This window comes from Paenibacillus sp. FSL L8-0641, assembly GCF_038006265.1.
GTDB lineage: Bacteria > Bacillota > Bacilli > Paenibacillales > Paenibacillaceae > Paenibacillus > Paenibacillus polymyxa_D.
Map to the genome: position 1 here is coordinate 4844785 of NZ_JBBOUW010000001.1, position 17716 is coordinate 4862500.

Genomic DNA, 17716 nt, shown 5'->3' on the forward strand with positions numbered 1-17716 from the left:
TCCTCCCTCATGAAAATCATTTTTCTAATGTATTCTCTTGGGCCACCTGATGTTTCTGAGCGGATGCCCCATCCTTCAAATCAGACATTTCTGCACGCAAACGTTCTATTTCCCGTTGAAGCTCTCGCATAGAATCCACAACCGGATCAGGCAACTGATGACTAAGTCGGTCTGGACGCCTACCATCCTGTCTGACAACTCGCCCCGGGATGCCCACCACCGTACTGTTTGGTGGAACTTCTTTGAGCACAACCGAATTAGAGCCAATGTTGGATTGTGCCCCAATCGTGAAAGAGCCTAATATCTTCGCACCAGAGCCGATAACAACATTATTCCCAATGGTCGGATGGCGCTTCCCTTTCTCTTTCCCAGTCCCGCCGAGTGTGACCCCCTGATACAATACGACATCGTCGCCAATCTCACAGGTTTCCCCGATGACAACTCCCATGCCATGGTCAATGAACAGCCGATCTCCGATACGAGCGCCAGGATGAATTTCAATGCCTGTCATAAACCTTGATACCTGGGATATAACACGGGCTAGAGTACACCAGTTTCGCAAATAAAACCAATGTGCGATTCGGTGTGCCCAAAGGGCATGAACACCGGAATACGTAAAAATGACCTCCAGCTTACTCCGGGCGGCCGGATCATTATCCAAAACAGTCTGAATGTCGGATTTGAAATGTCTGAACATGTCGCCCTCCTATTCCCTTCATATCCTTGCCGCATCATCACAACACTTCACGTTCCGCCAATTTTCGCATCCACCAGCACTCTTCGACATTTTTCTATCTATAACGAGTCTGAGTCTGATAAAAAAGAAAAAGCGCCTCCGCAGCCTAAGCTGCAGAGACGCATGAACGTGGTCCCACTCTGCTTTCGAACATATCTGCTGCATAAAAAGCAGATAATCCGTCTTTGGCGTCCTGTAACGGGAACGAATCGGCACGCCCTTGTCACATCAGCATTTGATGCTAATGAGGGTTCGGGCGCACGGCTCCCAGGCGCATTTCCTCCGCAGGTCAACTGGACGGCTCTCAGCCTGGGGTTTCCCCTCGACCGTCCTCTCTGGCAGATGCCCTTATGCAGTGTACTTCTCCTGTTCGCAGCCTTTACACGTAAATATCAATCCGTATCAATGGAGTCATTATAGCGAAAAGACAACAAATTGACAAGAAATATCAGCCTTTAATTTGTGCCTTGAGACGATCCAGTACCTTGTCACGTCCAAGCAAAAAGATAGTTTCATTCAGATCCCGTCCATGCGTTTGGCCTGTAAGAGCCACACGAATCGGCATGAATAATTGTTTCCCCTTAAAACCGGTTTCCTTTTGAACTTCTTTGATCAGCTTAGCCATTTGTGGAGCTGTAAATTCCTCACTCGTTTCAACTTTACCTGCAAAAGCTCTAAGTACCTCAGGAACCTGCTCTTCGGCCAATACAGCTGCTGCTTCAGCATCCAGTTCCAGATGTGAACGGAAAAACAACTCAGACAACGTTACAATATCGGACGCAGATGTCATCTGTTCCTGGTATAAGCGAACAAGGGCCTTAGCCCAATCCAGTTGTTCCGCAGACAGCTCAGTAGGCAACAGCCCCGCTGTCTGGAGATGTGGAATCGCCATGCTGGCAATTCGCTCAGGATCAGCCTTTTTAATATAGTGATTGTTCAAATAAGCAAGCTTATTTGTATCAAACACAGCTGGACTTTTGGACAAACGATTAGGATCGAAAATCGAAATCAGTTGTTCCCGATCATAGATCTCTTCTTCGCCTTCTGGGGACCAACCCAGCAGTGCGATGAAGTTGAATATAGCTTCTGGCAAATAGCCCAACTTGTCATACTGCTCCATAAACTGAATAATGGATTCGTTACGTTTACTGAGCTTTTTGTGATCCTCACCTACAATCAGCGTCATATGACCGAAGCGTGGCGGTTCCCACCCGAGAGCTTCAAAGATCATCAACTGCCGCGGTGTATTGGAAACATGGTCTTCGCCCCGTAGTACATGCGATATTTTCATCAAATAATCGTCAACTGCTACAGCGAAGTTATATGTCGGAATACCGTCTTTTTTGACGATAACAAAATCGCCGCTTTCCTTGGAATTGAACGTAATTTGTCCTTTAACGATATCGTCAAACGTATATTCACGATCTTCCGGTACACGAAAACGAATACTTGGTACACGGCCCTCTGCTTCAAATGCCTGGCACTGTTCTTCTGTTAGATCACGATGTTTTCCAGAATAGCGCGGTGTCTCCCCACGTGCCGTCTGCTCTTCACGCTCGCGCTCCAGCTCTTCTTCAGTGCAGTAACAGCGGTAAGCCAAACCACGATCCAGCAAATCCTGCCAGTATGTTTTATATATGTCCAAGCGTTCAGTCTGACGATAAGGTCCAAACTCTCCTCCCACGTCTACGCTCTCATCCCAGTCCATACCCAACCATTTCAAATATTTAAGTTGGCTTTCTTCTCCGCCCTCAATATTGCGCTTCACATCTGTGTCTTCGATACGAATAATAAATTTCCCACCTTGATTGCGGGCAAACAAATAATTAAATAATGCCGTTCTGGCATTTCCAATGTGCAGATGCCCTGTAGGGCTTGGTGCATAACGTACACGAACTTCCGTGCTCATATAATCTCCTCCAAATTGAATTACTCAAGATGATAGCATTTACTTGATAAGACAGACAACCGATTGAGCCGCGATTCCTTCACCCCGGCCGGGAAACCCGAGTTGCTCTGTCGTGGTCGCCTTGACGTTCACCTGGGATAGCTCCTCTGCTTCCAGCGCCCGAGCGATGACTTCATTCATCTGCGGAATATACGATGCCATTTTGGGCTTTTGTGCGATAATCGTAGAATCGATATTCCCCAGGCGATATCCTCGCTCTTTAGCTAGCCCCCACACATGCTCCAGTAGCTTAAGACTGTCAGCATCCTTAAATTCTGGGTCATTATCTGGAAAATGCTTCCCGATGTCTCCCAAGCCAAGCGCGCCCAGGATAGCATCGCTAATGGCATGCAGCAGTACGTCTGCATCGGAATGGCCCAATAAACCTTTTTCATACGGAATATTCACACCTCCGATGATGCATGGCCTTCCTTCCACCAGCTGGTGGACGTCAAATCCTTGTCCCACTCTGATCATTTGATATCCTCTCCCTCTGTTTTCACCCATAGCGCCGCCATATCCAAATCCTCCGGTGTAGTAATTTTGATGTTCTTATAGCTGCCTTGAACGACAGTAACCGGAATGCCTAGCCGCTCTATCAGCATAGAATCATCTGTTCCCAAGAATCTCGACTGCTCCGCTTCCTCATAGGCTCGCAGCAGATCGGAAAGACGAAAAGTCTGTGGCGTTTGAATACTCCACAGACTTCGGCGATCCGGCGTTGCTGTAATGATACCATCCCCGTTCACTTGCTTGACCGTATCCTTTACAGGTACTGCCGCTACAGAAGCACCAGTACGCTGGGCTGCCTCAAGGCATGAACGTACAAGCTCAGGTTGAATGAGTGGACGCACACCATCATGCACCATCACCCAATCCGCTTGTAAGTGGCGCAGACCGCGATAGACCGAATGCTGGCGTTCACTGCCACCAGCCACCACCCGTACATTTTTACCGATTTTGTATTGATGAATCCAATCTCGGCAGCGTTCCACATCTGCTGTCCCAGTCACCATCACCATTTCATCCACTTCGGGCATAGCTGCGAATATTTCAAGTGTATGTATGAAGATGGGCTTGTCCCGCAAAAGCAGAAATTGCTTGCTCTCCTGCGTCCCCATACGGGAGCCGCGCCCTGCTGCCACAATGACAACTCCTACCCGATTGTTCATTCAAATAACTCCTGCCCTGATCGCACTTGGACGATCCGTATGATAACACATCTACTTCATCATACCGCGTTTATTGAGCTTTTTCCAATAATTTCGGTTTGGCAAAGATCATACGTCCGGCCGAGGTCTGAAGTACACTCGTGACCAGCACCTCCATAAGAGAGCCAATATAGTCACGTCCGCCTTCCACAACAATCATCGTACCATCATCCAGATAGGCTACACCCTGCCCATGCTCCTTGCCGTCTTTAATAATCTGCACCATAATTTCCTCACCGGGCAGTACGACAGGCTTCACTGCATTCGCCAAATCGTTAATATTCAGCACTGATACACCTTGCAGTTCGCATACTTTATTCAGGTTAAAATCGTTAGTTACAACTTTACCCTGTAACACCTTTGCCAGCTTGACCAACTTACTGTCAACCTCTGAAATTTCCTCAAAATCACCTTCGTAAATGAGCACATTCACATCCAGCTCTTTTTGGATTTTATTCAAAATATCCAGGCCCCGTCGTCCACGATTACGCTTAAGTAAATCTGATGAATCTGCAATATGCTGAAGCTCCTCTAACACAAATTCAGGAATCACAATCGTTCCTTCAATAAAACCTGTCTTGCAGATATCTGCAATACGCCCATCTATAATGACGCTGGTGTCCAAAATTTTATGTTCCTCCAGCTTGCGTTCTTCTGCACCCGTTCCCCGACCAAAAAAGCCAGAACTCCAAAAGGATGACAGCTCGTCCCGCTTTTCTAGTCCAACCATTAATCCCACATATCCACATATCACGGTAACAGCCGTCTGGATAAGTTGACCCGGGGCCCCCAACCATGAAAAAAGCGGATAGACTGCTAAGGAAAGTATCAATCCCACCGCTAAACCAATCACACCTGCCATCATCTCGTTCATCGGAATTCGTACCAAGCCTTCAATGCCCTGTTGCAACCGGTTCGCCACGGATGCTCCTGCGAATGAGCACCCGGCCATAAATAACACTGCTCCCGCCATCATCCAAACAACCATTCCCGGTAAAGACCCATCACTCAACCATTCTGGCATCCACGATACAATGCCCCCTACCCGCTGGTATAACGTATAGCCAAACCATGCTCCGCACAATCCTGTAAAAGTTAAAATAGCCTTTCTCCACATTGAATCTCTATACCTCCTTTATTTTCTTTTCATTAGTCTGCTATTTATTGGATACATAGCATTTCTCTTACCAGTATGATCCATTTCCCACATAACTAACCCTGTGTTTTCACTTTTTATGCATAAAAAAAGCATTTATCTCCTTGAAATAATTCAAGGAAATAAATGCTTATACTTGCTTGATACTACCGCTGTGAATGACGATATTGATCGTCCTGTTCTTCCTGACTGGAACGATCCCGATCACGCCCACGTCTGCGTGATAGTTTACGAATGTTCAGCTTCATACCATACAATGCATACAGCACCAGTGGCACAAAAATCAGCTTCGACAGCTGGTCAGGGAATTTAACAGCCAACACCACCGCTGCAATTACGACCCATGGAGCCACCCAAATTGCTTTTTTCGGGAGGCCAACCTTTTTAAAATTTGGATATTTCATGGAGCTGACCATCAAATAAGAGACCAGCAACATGGCAATCGACATGTATAACAAAGAAATATCGTTATGGAATAAGGACAAAGTGGCTAATACGCCACCTGCTGCCGGAATTGGTAGACCCGTAAAATAACCTGGTACACCAGGACGTACGTTAAATCGAGCCAAACGCAACGCTCCGCACATCGGGAAAATGGCAGTAACCGTCCAAGCGAGAGCCGAATTCGCATCATGAAAAGCAACCATGTACATAATAACTGCGGGAGCAACACCAAAAGATATCATATCTGATAAGGAGTCCAGTTCTTTACCGAATTCGCTTTGGGCATTCAGGACCCGGGCCATTCTTCCATCCAGTCCGTCCAACAACATGGCGACAATAACCATAATAGCGGCAAGACTGTATTTTCCGTCTACAGCCAATAAAATGGCGATCATTCCGAGAAACAAGTTACCTAAGGTACACAAGTTCGGAATTGATTTGGTAATCATCTCTTCACCTCAATGTATGAATTGTTCCATTATAATCCTTTCACTGTATTACATTTACATTTGCCTGTCAATGAAAACTTGTTCCTGCAAACGTTTAAGACCTTCTTTAATCGTACGCGCACGAACCTCTCCAATACCATCCACTTCATCCAGTTCTTCTATCGTTGCTGTGATGACATGTGGAAAACGTCCAAACCGCTCTACCAGATTATGAATAATCACATTCGGTAAACGCGGTATCTTGTTCAGTACCCGATAGCCGCGTGCAGCAATATACTCCTCTGATGTCGCAGCTGAAGAAGGGTAGCCTAGTAAACGTACAATATGATTCACATCCAATAATTCGTCGTCCGTAGAACGTTTGAGTCCCAATATAATTTCACGAATCTTTTCGTCGCTATCGTCTTTGGCATAATCCTTATACAACAACCATGCTTCTTCCTCAATATTGCTGACAAGCTCTTCCATCTGCATACTAATTAGACGGCCCTCATTTCCGAGCTCGTTAATAAATCGTTTGATCTCCATTTTGATGCGCAGCACCATTTCGATCCGTTGGATGACATTAACGACCTCCGGCATGGTAACCAGCTCTTCAAATTCAGATGCTGTCAAATTCGTAGAGGCTTGCCCCAACACAGATCTATATTTTTCTAACGTCTGAATAGCCTGATTGGCTTTCGTTAAAATAACCCCGATTTCCTTGAGCGCATACCGTAATGTCCCCTGATACAAGGTAATAATATTACGCCGCTGGGAAATAGACACCACTAGTTTACCAGTTTGCTTAGCAACTCGTTCTGCCGTCCGGTGCCGAATTCCTGTTTCAATCGACGAAATCGAGGAGTCAGGAATCAGTTGCGTATTAGCATATAAAATTCGTTTTAAATCCTCGCTTAATATGATTGCGCCGTCCATTTTAGCCAACTCATACAAATAGTTCGGCGAAAAATCACAATTAATGGAGAAACCGCCATCCACGACTTCCATAACTTCTGGGCTATAGCCAACGACCAGAAGAGCACCCGTTTTGGCACGCAAAACGTTTTCTAATCCGTCGCGAAAGGGAGTTCCCGGTGCCACAAGCCGCAGCAAATCGTTCATTTTATCCAGTTGGCTCGCTTCTTTCATTCTCAATGCCCCCTAATCTAATGCGGCTGCCAGTGCATCTGCTACCGTTCCTACTCCTATAATTTGTATCCCTTTCGGATGTGTCCAGCCCTTCAAGCTTTTCTCTGGCATGATCACCCGTTTGAAACCTAGTTTCTCCGCTTCTCGTACTCGCTGTTCTGCTCGGGATACCGCACGCACCTCACCTGTCAGTCCCACCTCGCCAAAAATCACATCGTACGGCTTGGTAGGAGCATCTCTAAAGCTGGAAGCAATACTCACAGCTATAGCCAAATCTACCGCCGGTTCATCCAACTTTACACCTCCGGCTACGTTGAGATAAGCGTCCTGGTTTTGCAAAAACATGCCCATCCGCTTTTCTAGCACGGCTATGATTAATCCCATTCGATGATGATCGACTCCTGTGCCCATCCGGCGTGGAGATGGAAAATGCGTAGCTGCAATCAATGCTTGCAGTTCAACCAATACAGGCCGGGTTCCTTCCATACTGGCTACAACAGTAGAACCCGCCACCCCTAGTGGGCGTTCAGACAGAAACAACTCGGAAGGATTGGATACCTCACGCAAACCGCTTTCAGCCATTTCAAAAATACCAATCTCATTTGTAGAACCAAAACGATTTTTAACTGCACGCAAAAGCCGATACGTATGATGACGCTCTCCTTCAAAATAAAGCACACAATCAACCATATGTTCCAACAAACGCGGACCTGCAATGGCACCTTCCTTGGTCACATGCCCTACCAGTACCGTAGCAATACCTAGCCCCTTGGCAATTCGCATAAAGCGTGAAGTACATTCCCGCACCTGAGCCACACTACCTGGTGCACTCGTCACCTCAGGCAAATATACAGTCTGTATCGAGTCGATGACCAAAAACTCCGGCTTCAAGCTGTCCACCGCTTCTTCAATCGTCTCCAAATTCGTCTCACATAATACGTATAGGCTGGGGGACAAGGCACCGAGTCGATCTGCACGTAGTTTCGTTTGACGGACAGATTCCTCACCAGACACGTACAGCACCTTTAAACCAGTTAAAGCCAGCTCATTAGATGTTTGCAGCATAAGCGTAGATTTACCGATTCCCGGATCACCGCCCACCAAAACGAGTGAACCCGGCACCACACCTCCACCGAGTACTCGATTCAATTCGCCAATTCCCGTCAAAATTCGTGCTTCTTTACCGCTCTCCACCTCTATAATAGGGAGTGGCTTGTCTTTTGTGCTATGAGTAAGAAGGGAAGACCCCATTCCTTGAGTTTTTACAACGCTTTCCGTTTCTTCGACCATGGAATTCCATGCCTGGCATCCAGGACATTTCCCGTACCATTTGGGCGATTCATAACCACATTCCGTACAGGAAAATTTAGTTTTCACTTTAGCCATACTTTGTTCCCTGGCTCCTTATTGACGACGATGATGTCAAATTTATGTTCATACAACCCAGAAAGAGCTGTAACAATAAAAGTTTACCATTGAAGCTTGGCGGACGTAAAGCAATATCACAAACTTTCCCAAAGCATTTACCCAACCTTTTCACCGTGTTTTATACACAAAAAGGGTGCCTTCGCAATAGCTTTCCAGCCTGCGAGACACCCTTTTCTACTGTTTATTTAGTAAACTGCTTTAGGACTTGGCAGATACATTACCCTTTTTGGTTACAGTCAATGTACCGTTCTCCTCATCAATGAAGAGAGAGTCACCTTTAGTAATGTTGCCAGTCAACAATTCCTCGGACAGGCGATCTTCGATATGCTTCTGGATTGCACGACGCAATGGACGCGCACCATACGCTGGATCAAAGCCTTCCTTCGCAAGGAATTTTTTAGCGTTGTCTGTCAACTCGAAGTCAACCTCATACTCATTCAGGCGTTTACGCAGCTCCTCAGACATGAGTGACACAATTTCAGCAATATGTTTTTCTTCGAGAGAATGGAAAACGATAATTTCATCAATCCGGTTCAAGAACTCAGGACGGAAGCTTTTCTTCAATTCATCCATCACTTTGCCCTTCATATTATCATAATCCGCCCCAGCGTCTACTACAGCTGTAAAACCAAGCGTGGAGTTACGTTTAATAGCCTGTGCACCAACATTAGATGTTAGGATGATGAGTGTGTTACGGAAATCGACGACACGACCTTTGGAATCTGTTAGACGACCATCTTCCAGAACTTGCAGAAGAATATTGAATACTTCTGGGTGTGCTTTTTCAATTTCATCCAGCAATACAACAGAGTAAGGCTTACGACGTACCTTCTCGGTCAGTTGACCGCCTTCCTCATATCCAACGTACCCTGGAGGCGCTCCTACCAGACGGGACGTGGAGTGTTTCTCCATATATTCAGACATATCAATACGGATAACCGCATTTTCATCTCCAAACATGGATTCAGCCAAGGCGCGTGCCAACTCTGTTTTACCCACCCCAGTTGGACCGAGGAAAATAAAGGACCCAATTGGACGCTTCGGATCTTTCAGTCCGGCACGTGCCCGGCGAATCGCCCGGCTTACTGCCTTAACTGCTTCGTCCTGTCCGATTACCCGCTCATGCAGCAACTCTTCCATATTCAACAAGCGGTGTGTTTCTTCCTCTTTCAGCTTGCTGACTGGAACACCTGTCCAGATTGCAACGACTTGAGCGATATCCTCTGGTGTAACTTCAGAATCTGTACGACCCTGTTGTTCTTTCCATTGGTTTTTGGTCACGTCTAGCTCTTCACGGATTTTTTGCTCTGTATCACGCAGGGCTGCCGCTTTTTCAAACTCCTGACTTTGTACCGCTGAATCCTTTTCCTTCCGGATATCTTCCAGACGGTTTTCCAGCTGTTTCAGGTTTGGCGGTACAGTGTAAGAATTCAGTCTTACTTTGGAGCCCGCTTCATCAATAAGGTCAATAGCCTTATCTGGCAGGAAGCGATCAGTGATATAACGATCTGACAATTTTACGGCTGCTTCAATAGCCTCATCTGTGATCTTTACACGGTGATGCGCTTCGTAACGGTCACGCAGACCATACAGAATTTGAATCGCCTCTTCTGGAGAAGGTTGATCCACTGTAATGGGTTGAAAGCGACGCTCCAAAGCAGCATCTTTCTCAATATATTTGCGGTATTCATCCAGCGTGGTCGCACCGATGCATTGCAGCTCGCCACGTGCTAGAGCAGGTTTCAGGATGTTGGACGCATCAATTGCGCCTTCCGCTCCACCAGCACCAATCAGCGTATGCAGCTCATCAATGAACAACACGATATTACCCGCTTGACGAATCTCGTCCATAATTTTTTTCAAACGATCCTCGAATTCGCCACGATACTTGGTGCCTGCTACCACAGAGCCCATATCCAGTGTCATTACGCGCTTGTCGCGCAATGTTTCGGGAATCTCATTCGCTATGATTTTTTGAGCCAATCCTTCGGCAATCGCCGTTTTACCTACCCCAGGCTCACCAATCAGAACCGGATTGTTCTTTGTACGGCGGCTGAGCACCTGAATTACGCGTTCAATTTCCTTGCTACGCCCAATAACAGGGTCCAGGTTGTTTTCCTTCGCAGATGCCGTCAGATCGCGTGCCAGACTGTCCAGGGTTGGCGTGCTGACATTAGCTGGAGCACCGTGATGGCTGGAAACAGCCTCGCTGCTGCCGAGCAATTGAAGCACTTGCTGACGCGCTTTGTTCAGACTGATGCCCAGGTTGTTCAGTACGCGTGCTGCTACGCCTTCGCCTTCACGAATAAGACCAAGCAAAATATGTTCTGTACCTACATAGGTATGGCCCAGTTTGCGGGCTTCATCCATAGACAGTTCGATGACTTTTTTGGCACGTGGAGTATAGGCAATGTTCGTAGGTTGCTCTTGACCGCGTCCAATCAACGTTTCCACTTCATCCTGGATTTTTTCCAGTCCCAGGCCCAAACCGATTAAGGCTTTCGCTGCTATTCCTTCACCTTCACGAATGAGGCCTAGCAAAATGTGCTCTGTACCAATGTTGTTGTGTCCCAATCGAACTGCTTCTTCCTGAGCCAAAGCAAGCACTTTCTGTGCACGTTCCGTAAATCTTCCAAACATCATATATCCTGCACCTCCACAGTGTGTATTTCAGATCATTTTATATATTAAAGGGTTGTGCCTAATTTTTGCCGGATCAGCTTCGCCCGGTACATATCGCGCTCTTCGGTATTCATTTTATCCCCAAAGCTTTTTTGCAGGAACCCGGGTTGTGTCATCACATTCAGCTCATTCATCGCTGCGGTGGAAGGACGCTCCAAAATCCCCAAATCTACGCCAAGACGTACATCAGACAGCCGCTGTGCAGCCTCCTTGGAATCCAATACTGCTGCATACGACAAAATACCGAATGAACGCATCACCCGATCTGTAATTCGCAGCATAGATTCATTCATTAGCCTTTCTCTGGCAGAACGCTCGTGCTCAATAATTTGTAGCACCACGCCATGTAGATTCTCAATAATCTCCGCTTCGGTTTGTCCCAGTGTAATCTGATTAGACACCTGAAACAAATTTCCGACCGCTTCGCTGCCTTCACCGTAAATGCCGCGAACTGTAAGACCTACCTGTGAAACAGCAGACAATATACGATTGATTTGATGAGTCATGACTAATGCGGGCAAATGCATCATCACCGAAGCTCTCATACCTGTGCCGACATTCGTTGGACAACTGGTTAGAAAACCTCTCCGATCATCAAATGCATAATCAACATGCGCTTCAAATGCATCATCAATAACCATAGCGCGTTCCCAAGCTTCTCTAACCTGACATCCCGGATATAAGCACTGGATACGCAGATGATCCTCTTCGTTTATCATAACACTAACCGATTCATCATCGCTAATTAAGACAGCACCGTTACGAGATTCGTTCGCCAAATTAGGACTAATCAAATGCTTCTCAACCAGCACCTTCTTGTCGATCTCATCCAACTCGGATATTTTCAACGTATGAAAAGTACCAAAACCGCCTAAATCATCATACTGAAGGATATCCGTCAAGCGCTGAAGTGCTTCTGCCGACTGCTGATTGGTAGCAAGCATGGGAAAAGGCAGATGCTGCAAGTTACGCGCAATTCTTACCCGGCTGCTAATGACAATCTCCGAATCCGCAGCATCACCACGCATCCAGTCACTTAGCGGCTTCTCCGTAAACCGAACATTGGGCATTACGCATCCCTCCTACTCTTCACAAACTTTACTCTTCAGTCATTTCTTTTTCAAGCTCTCTGATTTGATCCCTAAGCTCAGCAGCTGATTCAAACTCTTCCTGTACAATATGCTGTTGCATCTCTTTTTTCAAATCGTCAATTTGCCGTTTAACCTTCAGTCGGCCACCAGTGCGAACCGGAACTTTACCAACATGATTCGTACTGCCATGCACACGCTTGAACAGAGGGTCCAGACGATTATCAAAATATTGATAGCACGACGGGCATCCGAAACGTCCCAGCTTACTAAACTGTGCATAGGTCATGCCACAATCCTTGCATTGCAGGTTCTGCGGACCACTGTGGCCTGGTGACTGGCTCTTTGTACTGGAGTCAAAATCCAACATCCCCGACAGCAAGCTATGAATTGAAAAGCCGTTAGGTGTTCCAGGGATCATCTCCCCTTTTTCCTTCGCACACGTCTCACAAATATGAAACTCTGTCTTTTCGCCATTCACAATTTTGGTGAAATGCAAAGTTGCCGGCCGCATATTACATTCTTGGCACAGCATAAAAGCACCTCCTTCAATGTCAGGATTTAATACCCACCCTACATCCAAAAATTAGTCTCTATTCACACATTATTTGGTCGCCAGCAATGAGATCAGCATAGCCTTAAGCAATCTTGCTCGCAGTTGATCACGATAGGGAAGCTTCAGTAATAATGTATCCCTCGATAAAGCAGCCTTCATTAGATTAGCTTCCCTTTTGCTTAAAAAATGGGCTTCCTCTAACTGATAAATCAGTCCTTCTGCTGCTGATTGGCTAATTTCCTCCCCGATGCTCTGATGAAGATGTGTATGGATGGCATGCTGTGCGGGTAGCTGAATTCGCTGAATACGAATGTAGCCTCCACCACCGCGTTTACTTTCCACCACATAGCCTTTTTCCAGCGTAAACCGGGTGCTAATTACATAATTAATTTGCGACGGCACGCAGGAAAAGCGGTCAGCCAGATCATTACGCTGAATCTCCACTAAACCTTGGGGACTTTCCAGCAATATACTCTTCAAATATTGTTCAATAATATCGGAAACATTGCGCATTTCATCATCCTCCACTAACGGAAACGCAAGTATTCAAGTACATTTCACGCTCCACAGAGTCCGCCGTATATTGAACTTAACCAAACGGTAAAGTCACGAATCTAAGCTGTATTTAGGCTATTGCCTGTTCTACATTCATTGAAATGTACCGTTTTGTCTCTAGTGTGGCCTTTATTTGCGATTAATCATACACTTCTCTTATGTTCATAAGAGTCAGCTCCTAACTATACGCAAATCATTTCAATCCTCGTTTGCTTCTTTACTATCGAAATTACTTCATACGGCCAATCCATCAGCATAATACTTTTACAGAATCACACTAGGTTTGATTGACTTTGACTTTCTTTGACTATATTCACATTATAGCACATTATTCATTTTTGCCAAGGGGTCAATACCATTTTTCGCAATCTAATTATGTTTTATACAATACCATAAAAAAACTCTTCCCATTACAGAAAGAGTTTTGAAAATAATGATAACCACACAAGTTATATTCTCTGAAAGATGAGCTTAAAAGATCTAAATAGGCCTTTATCAGAAAAAATCTAATAAAAACGTTTGATTTACTGGTATTACGCGTTTAAGGGCAGACACAGACTCACTACTCCCTTCAATCCGCTCCCACTTATACAGATCATCAGCCTGCTGATAGCCAAGCATCAGAGTCGTCAGTGACTGAATCCCAAGTTTCAAGTCAGCTACTATGGCGTTTTCAGATGAATTGCTTATATCCACTCTCTCCAGATGTCCTTGCCCCTCCGTAGTAATCGTTAATCTCCATAATCCATCATTCCATGGAGCATACCGATCTGTCAGATTTAAGGTTAAACTTGTTTCCTCTTCAAGCTGTTCAAAAGGGTATCTTTCTACAAAAGCAGCTGCATCCACAATACGTCCCATAAAATAAGGCACAGTTTCCTGTTGAATCCGTGGATCATCGAGTAAAAATGGCAAATTGTCATCTGCTGGAACGTAAATAAATTTACCTTTGGCTATCATTGAGTCATGATTTGCAAAATAAGTCCATAAAGCCCGACGAACCGTCTCATTTTCATATACCAACTCATCACAATTCAACTGTTTATCTTCAATTTTGTATAGTGCATATCCTTGCGGAATGCCTGTTTCTGAGTAATATACCGCAGTTCGATAGTTCTCATTTAAAATCCGCTCTTGCCACCATTCCTTATCTCGTACCAGCGTGCCATTATAACGAGAGGCATACGCTTGATACACTTGGTCCAGTTCTGAAATATCCTTGATATCGCGTTTGACTGTACCTTCTGTTTTAAGTTTTGCAGGGAATTTATCAATGGGAATGACGTATTTTTTGTACTCTGTATACGTTTCCCATCCAAATTTACGGTAGAAGGCAAAGGAGAATGGATGCAAAAAAGAAAGGCTTTGTCCCGCAGACTTCATCTCTTCAAGTGCATGCGTCAATAAACGTGATACCATGCCTCCGCGACGCTTTTCTGGCCACGTCGCCACACCAGCAATGCCCCCCATATCAAAAACCTGACCGTTTATGTATACCTGAAGCGGTAACAAAGTCAGTTTAGCATTTAAGTCATGTCCGTCGAATATTCCCCATATTTGTTCTGGTTTGAATTTCTTCTTGGCCTTTTCCAGATCCTCTAGGGACATTGTAAACTGAAAAGCATATTGAGATAATTCAATAGCCGCTTCAAATTCCTCACGCTGTAATTGTCTGATCTCCATATCTTCATCACCTCGCTCGTATACTTGGACATCCATAAAAAAGATTACACACTTAGAGTGTGGCAAACCCCATTCTCTCTGTCAACCTTAGAAGCAGGTGGCCATCTAAAAATGCATAAAAAAAGGATGATAATCTCATTGAGATTATCATCCTTTTCACTTTTGCTTGGCGACGTCCTACTCTCCCAGGACCCTGCGGTCCAAGTACCATCGGCGCTGGAGGGCTTAACGGTCGTGTTCGGGATGGGTACGTGTGGAACCCCTCCGCTATCGCCACCAAACATGAATTTGCTACGCAAATTCTTCCGTAAGGTTATTCGCTTCATCACATATCGTGTGAACAAATAGCCATGCGCTTGTTGTATGTCACTTGTACATACCTTCAAGGTTACACCCTGAAAACTGGATCCGAAACTTATTTGCGTTTTATCTTAGGATAAGCCCTCGACCGATTAGTATTGGTCAGCTCCATGCATTACTGCACTTCCACCCCCAACCTATCTACCTCGTCGTCTTCAAGGGGTCTTACATACTGGGAAATCTCATCTTGAGGGGGGCTTCACGCTTAGATGCTTTCAGCGCTTATCCCTTCCGTACATAGCTACCCAGCGGTGCTCCTGGCGGAACAACTGGTACACCAGCGGTACGTCCATCCCGGTCCTCTCGTACTAAGGACAGCTCCTCTCAAATTTCCTACGCCCACGACAGATAGGGACCGAACTGTCTCACGACGTTCTGAACCCAGCTCGCGTACCGCTTTAATGGGCGAACAGCCCAACCCTTGGGACCTACTTCAGCCCCAGGATGCGATGAGCCGACATCGAGGTGCCAAACCTCCCCGTCGATGTGGACTCTTGGGGGAGATAAGCCTGTTATCCCCAGGGTAGCTTTTATCCGTTGAGCGATGGCCCTTCCATGCGGTACCACCGGATCACTAAGCCCGACTTTCGTCCCTGCTCGACTTGTAGGTCTCGCAGTCAAGCTCCCTTCTGCCTTTGCACTCTTCGAATGATTTCCAACCATTCTGAGGGAACCTTGGGGCGCCTCCGTTACTCTTTAGGAGGCGACCGCCCCAGTCAAACTGCCCACCTGACACTGTCCTCGCACCGGATTACGGTACCAAGTTAGAACCTAGATACGATCAGGGTGGTATCCCAAGGATGCCTCCCTTCAAGCTGGCGCTCAAAGTTCGACGGCTCCCACCTATCCTGTACAGATCGTACCCAAATTCAATATCAAGCTGCAGTAAAGCTCCATGGGGTCTTTCCGTCTTGTCGCGGGTAACCTGCATCTTCACAGGTATTAAAATTTCACCGGATCTCTCGTTGAGACAGCGCCCAAGTCGTTACGCCATTCGTGCGGGTCAGAATTTACCTGACAAGGAATTTCGCTACCTTAGGACCGTTATAGTTACGGCCGCCGTTTACTGGGGCTTCGGTTCATAGCTTCGCCCCGAAGGGCTTACCACTCCCCTTAACCTTCCAGCACCGGGCAGGCGTCAGCCCGTATACTTCGCCTTGCGGCTTCGCACAGACCTGTGTTTTTGCTAAACAGTCGCTTGGGCCTTTTCACTGCGGCCCCCTCGGGCTATTCACCCTACCGAGGCACCCCTTCTCCCGAAGTTACGGGGTCATTTTGCCGAGTTCCTTAACGAGAGTTCTTCCGCGCGCCTTAGAATTCTCTTCTCGCCTACCTGTGTCGGTTTGCGGTACGGGCACCTTCTCCTGGCTAGAGGCTTTTCTTGGCAGTCTGAGATCATGACCTTCGCTACTACAATTTTCGCTCCCCATCACAGCCCAGCCTTACGATGTGCGGATTTGCCTACACACCAGCCTCACTGCTTAGACGGACATCCATCCGTCCGCGTCACTACCCTACTGCGTCACCCCATCGCTCATAGCGGATTACGGTGGTACAGGAATTTCGACCTGTTGTCCTTCGACTACGCCTATCGGCCTCGCCTTAGGTCCCGACTTACCCTGAGCGGACGAACCTTCCTCAGGAACCCTTAGGCTTTCGGCGGATCTGATTCTCACAGATCTTTTCGTTACTCATACCGGCATTCTCACTTGAATGCAGTCCAGCGCTCCTTACGGTACACCTTCAACCCGCATTCAACGCTCCCCTACCCCTGATGCAAAGCATCAAGCCATAGCTTCGGTGGTGTGTTTAGCCCCGTTACATTTTCGGCGCAGAGTCACTCGACCAGTGAGCTATTACGCACTCTTTCAATGGTGGCTGCTTCTAAGCCAACATCCTGGTTGTCTGTGCAACTCCACATCCTTTCCCACTTAACACACACTTGGGGACCTTAGCTGATGGTCTGGGCTGTTTCCCTTTCGACAATGGATCTTAGCACTCACTGTCTGACTCCCGGAACTAAATCTATGGCATTCGGAGTTTGACTGAGCTTGGTAACCCTTGCGGGCCCCGCACCCAATCAGTGCTCTACCTCCACGATTCTTCTTTCCGAGGCTAGCCCTAAAGCTATTTCGGGGAGAACCAGCTATCTCCGGGTTCGATTGGAATTTCTCCGCTACCCCCACCTCATCCCCGCATTTTTCAACATGCGTGGGTTCGGGCCTCCAGTGCGTGTTACCGCACCTTCACCCTGGACAGGGGTAGATCACCCGGTTTCGGGTCTACGTC

At 46.6% G+C, this 17716-nt stretch carries 13 protein-coding genes and 2 rRNA genes (1 of these 15 cut by a window edge); all 15 read right to left on the reverse strand.

Annotated features, from left to right (window positions below; translation table 11 throughout):
- Positions 1 to 16: 16 nt before the first annotated feature.
- Positions 17 to 697, reverse strand: coding sequence for a serine O-acetyltransferase (gene cysE, locus MKY16_RS21990; RefSeq protein ID WP_029514499.1), 681 nt, complete (start codon positions 695 to 697; stop codon positions 17 to 19).
- 487 nt (positions 698 to 1184) lie between these two features.
- Positions 1185 to 2645: a glutamate--tRNA ligase gene (gltX, locus tag MKY16_RS21995; protein WP_029514500.1), complete on the reverse strand. Its 1461-nt coding sequence runs from the start codon at positions 2643 to 2645 to the stop codon at positions 1185 to 1187.
- 39 nt (positions 2646 to 2684) lie between these two features.
- Positions 2685 to 3161, reverse strand: a complete 477-nt coding sequence (gene ispF / locus MKY16_RS22000) for a 2-C-methyl-D-erythritol 2,4-cyclodiphosphate synthase (protein WP_025723806.1) — start codon at positions 3159 to 3161, stop codon at positions 2685 to 2687.
- On the reverse strand, positions 3158 to 3856 hold the full coding sequence (gene ispD, locus MKY16_RS22005; protein ID WP_029514501.1) for a 2-C-methyl-D-erythritol 4-phosphate cytidylyltransferase: 699 nt from the start codon (positions 3854 to 3856) through the stop codon (positions 3158 to 3160). The genes ispF and ispD overlap by 4 nt, the downstream gene beginning before the upstream one ends.
- A 70-nt stretch (positions 3857 to 3926) precedes the next feature.
- Positions 3927 to 5012 (reverse strand): PIN/TRAM domain-containing protein, encoded by a 1086-nt coding sequence (locus MKY16_RS22010; RefSeq protein WP_029514502.1) that lies wholly within the window; start codon positions 5010 to 5012, stop codon positions 3927 to 3929.
- 185 nt (positions 5013 to 5197) lie between these two features.
- A complete protein-coding gene (gene pssA, locus MKY16_RS22015) occupies positions 5198 to 5944 on the reverse strand; it encodes a CDP-diacylglycerol--serine O-phosphatidyltransferase (RefSeq protein ID WP_069011498.1) in 747 nt (248 codons plus the stop codon).
- A gap of 54 nt (positions 5945 to 5998) precedes the next feature.
- A complete protein-coding gene (disA, locus tag MKY16_RS22020) occupies positions 5999 to 7075 on the reverse strand; it encodes a DNA integrity scanning diadenylate cyclase DisA (protein WP_013312183.1) in 1077 nt (358 codons plus the stop codon).
- Positions 7076 to 7087: 12 nt separating this feature from the next.
- Entirely contained in the window at positions 7088 to 8461 is a 1374-nt protein-coding gene (gene radA, locus MKY16_RS22025; RefSeq protein ID WP_029514504.1) for a DNA repair protein RadA, read from the reverse strand.
- Positions 8462 to 8701: 240 nt separating this feature from the next.
- Positions 8702 to 11146 carry an ATP-dependent protease ATP-binding subunit ClpC gene (clpC, locus tag MKY16_RS22030; protein ID WP_069011499.1) on the reverse strand — a complete coding sequence of 815 codons (2445 nt, stop codon included), beginning with the start codon at positions 11144 to 11146 and terminating at the stop codon, positions 8702 to 8704.
- Positions 11147 to 11190: 44 nt separating this feature from the next.
- The gene (locus tag MKY16_RS22035) at positions 11191 to 12255 is read right to left on the reverse strand and encodes a protein arginine kinase (RefSeq protein ID WP_340886521.1); all 1065 of its coding nucleotides are present in this window, start codon (positions 12253 to 12255) and stop codon (positions 11191 to 11193) included.
- 28 nt (positions 12256 to 12283) lie between these two features.
- Positions 12284 to 12808 (reverse strand): UvrB/UvrC motif-containing protein, encoded by a 525-nt coding sequence (locus tag MKY16_RS22040; RefSeq protein WP_029514506.1) that lies wholly within the window; start codon positions 12806 to 12808, stop codon positions 12284 to 12286.
- Positions 12809 to 12877: 69 nt separating this feature from the next.
- Positions 12878 to 13342: a CtsR family transcriptional regulator gene (locus MKY16_RS22045; protein ID WP_013312188.1), complete on the reverse strand. Its 465-nt coding sequence runs from the start codon at positions 13340 to 13342 to the stop codon at positions 12878 to 12880.
- A 537-nt stretch (positions 13343 to 13879) separates the two neighbouring features.
- Positions 13880 to 15067, reverse strand: a complete 1188-nt coding sequence (locus MKY16_RS22050; RefSeq protein WP_340887116.1) for a GNAT family N-acetyltransferase — start codon at positions 15065 to 15067, stop codon at positions 13880 to 13882.
- Between the two features lie 164 nt (positions 15068 to 15231).
- A 5S ribosomal RNA gene (gene rrf / locus MKY16_RS22055) occupies positions 15232 to 15348 on the reverse strand.
- A 151-nt stretch (positions 15349 to 15499) separates the two neighbouring features.
- Positions 15500 to 17716, reverse strand: a 23S ribosomal RNA gene (locus MKY16_RS22060); it runs 713 nt beyond the window's last position.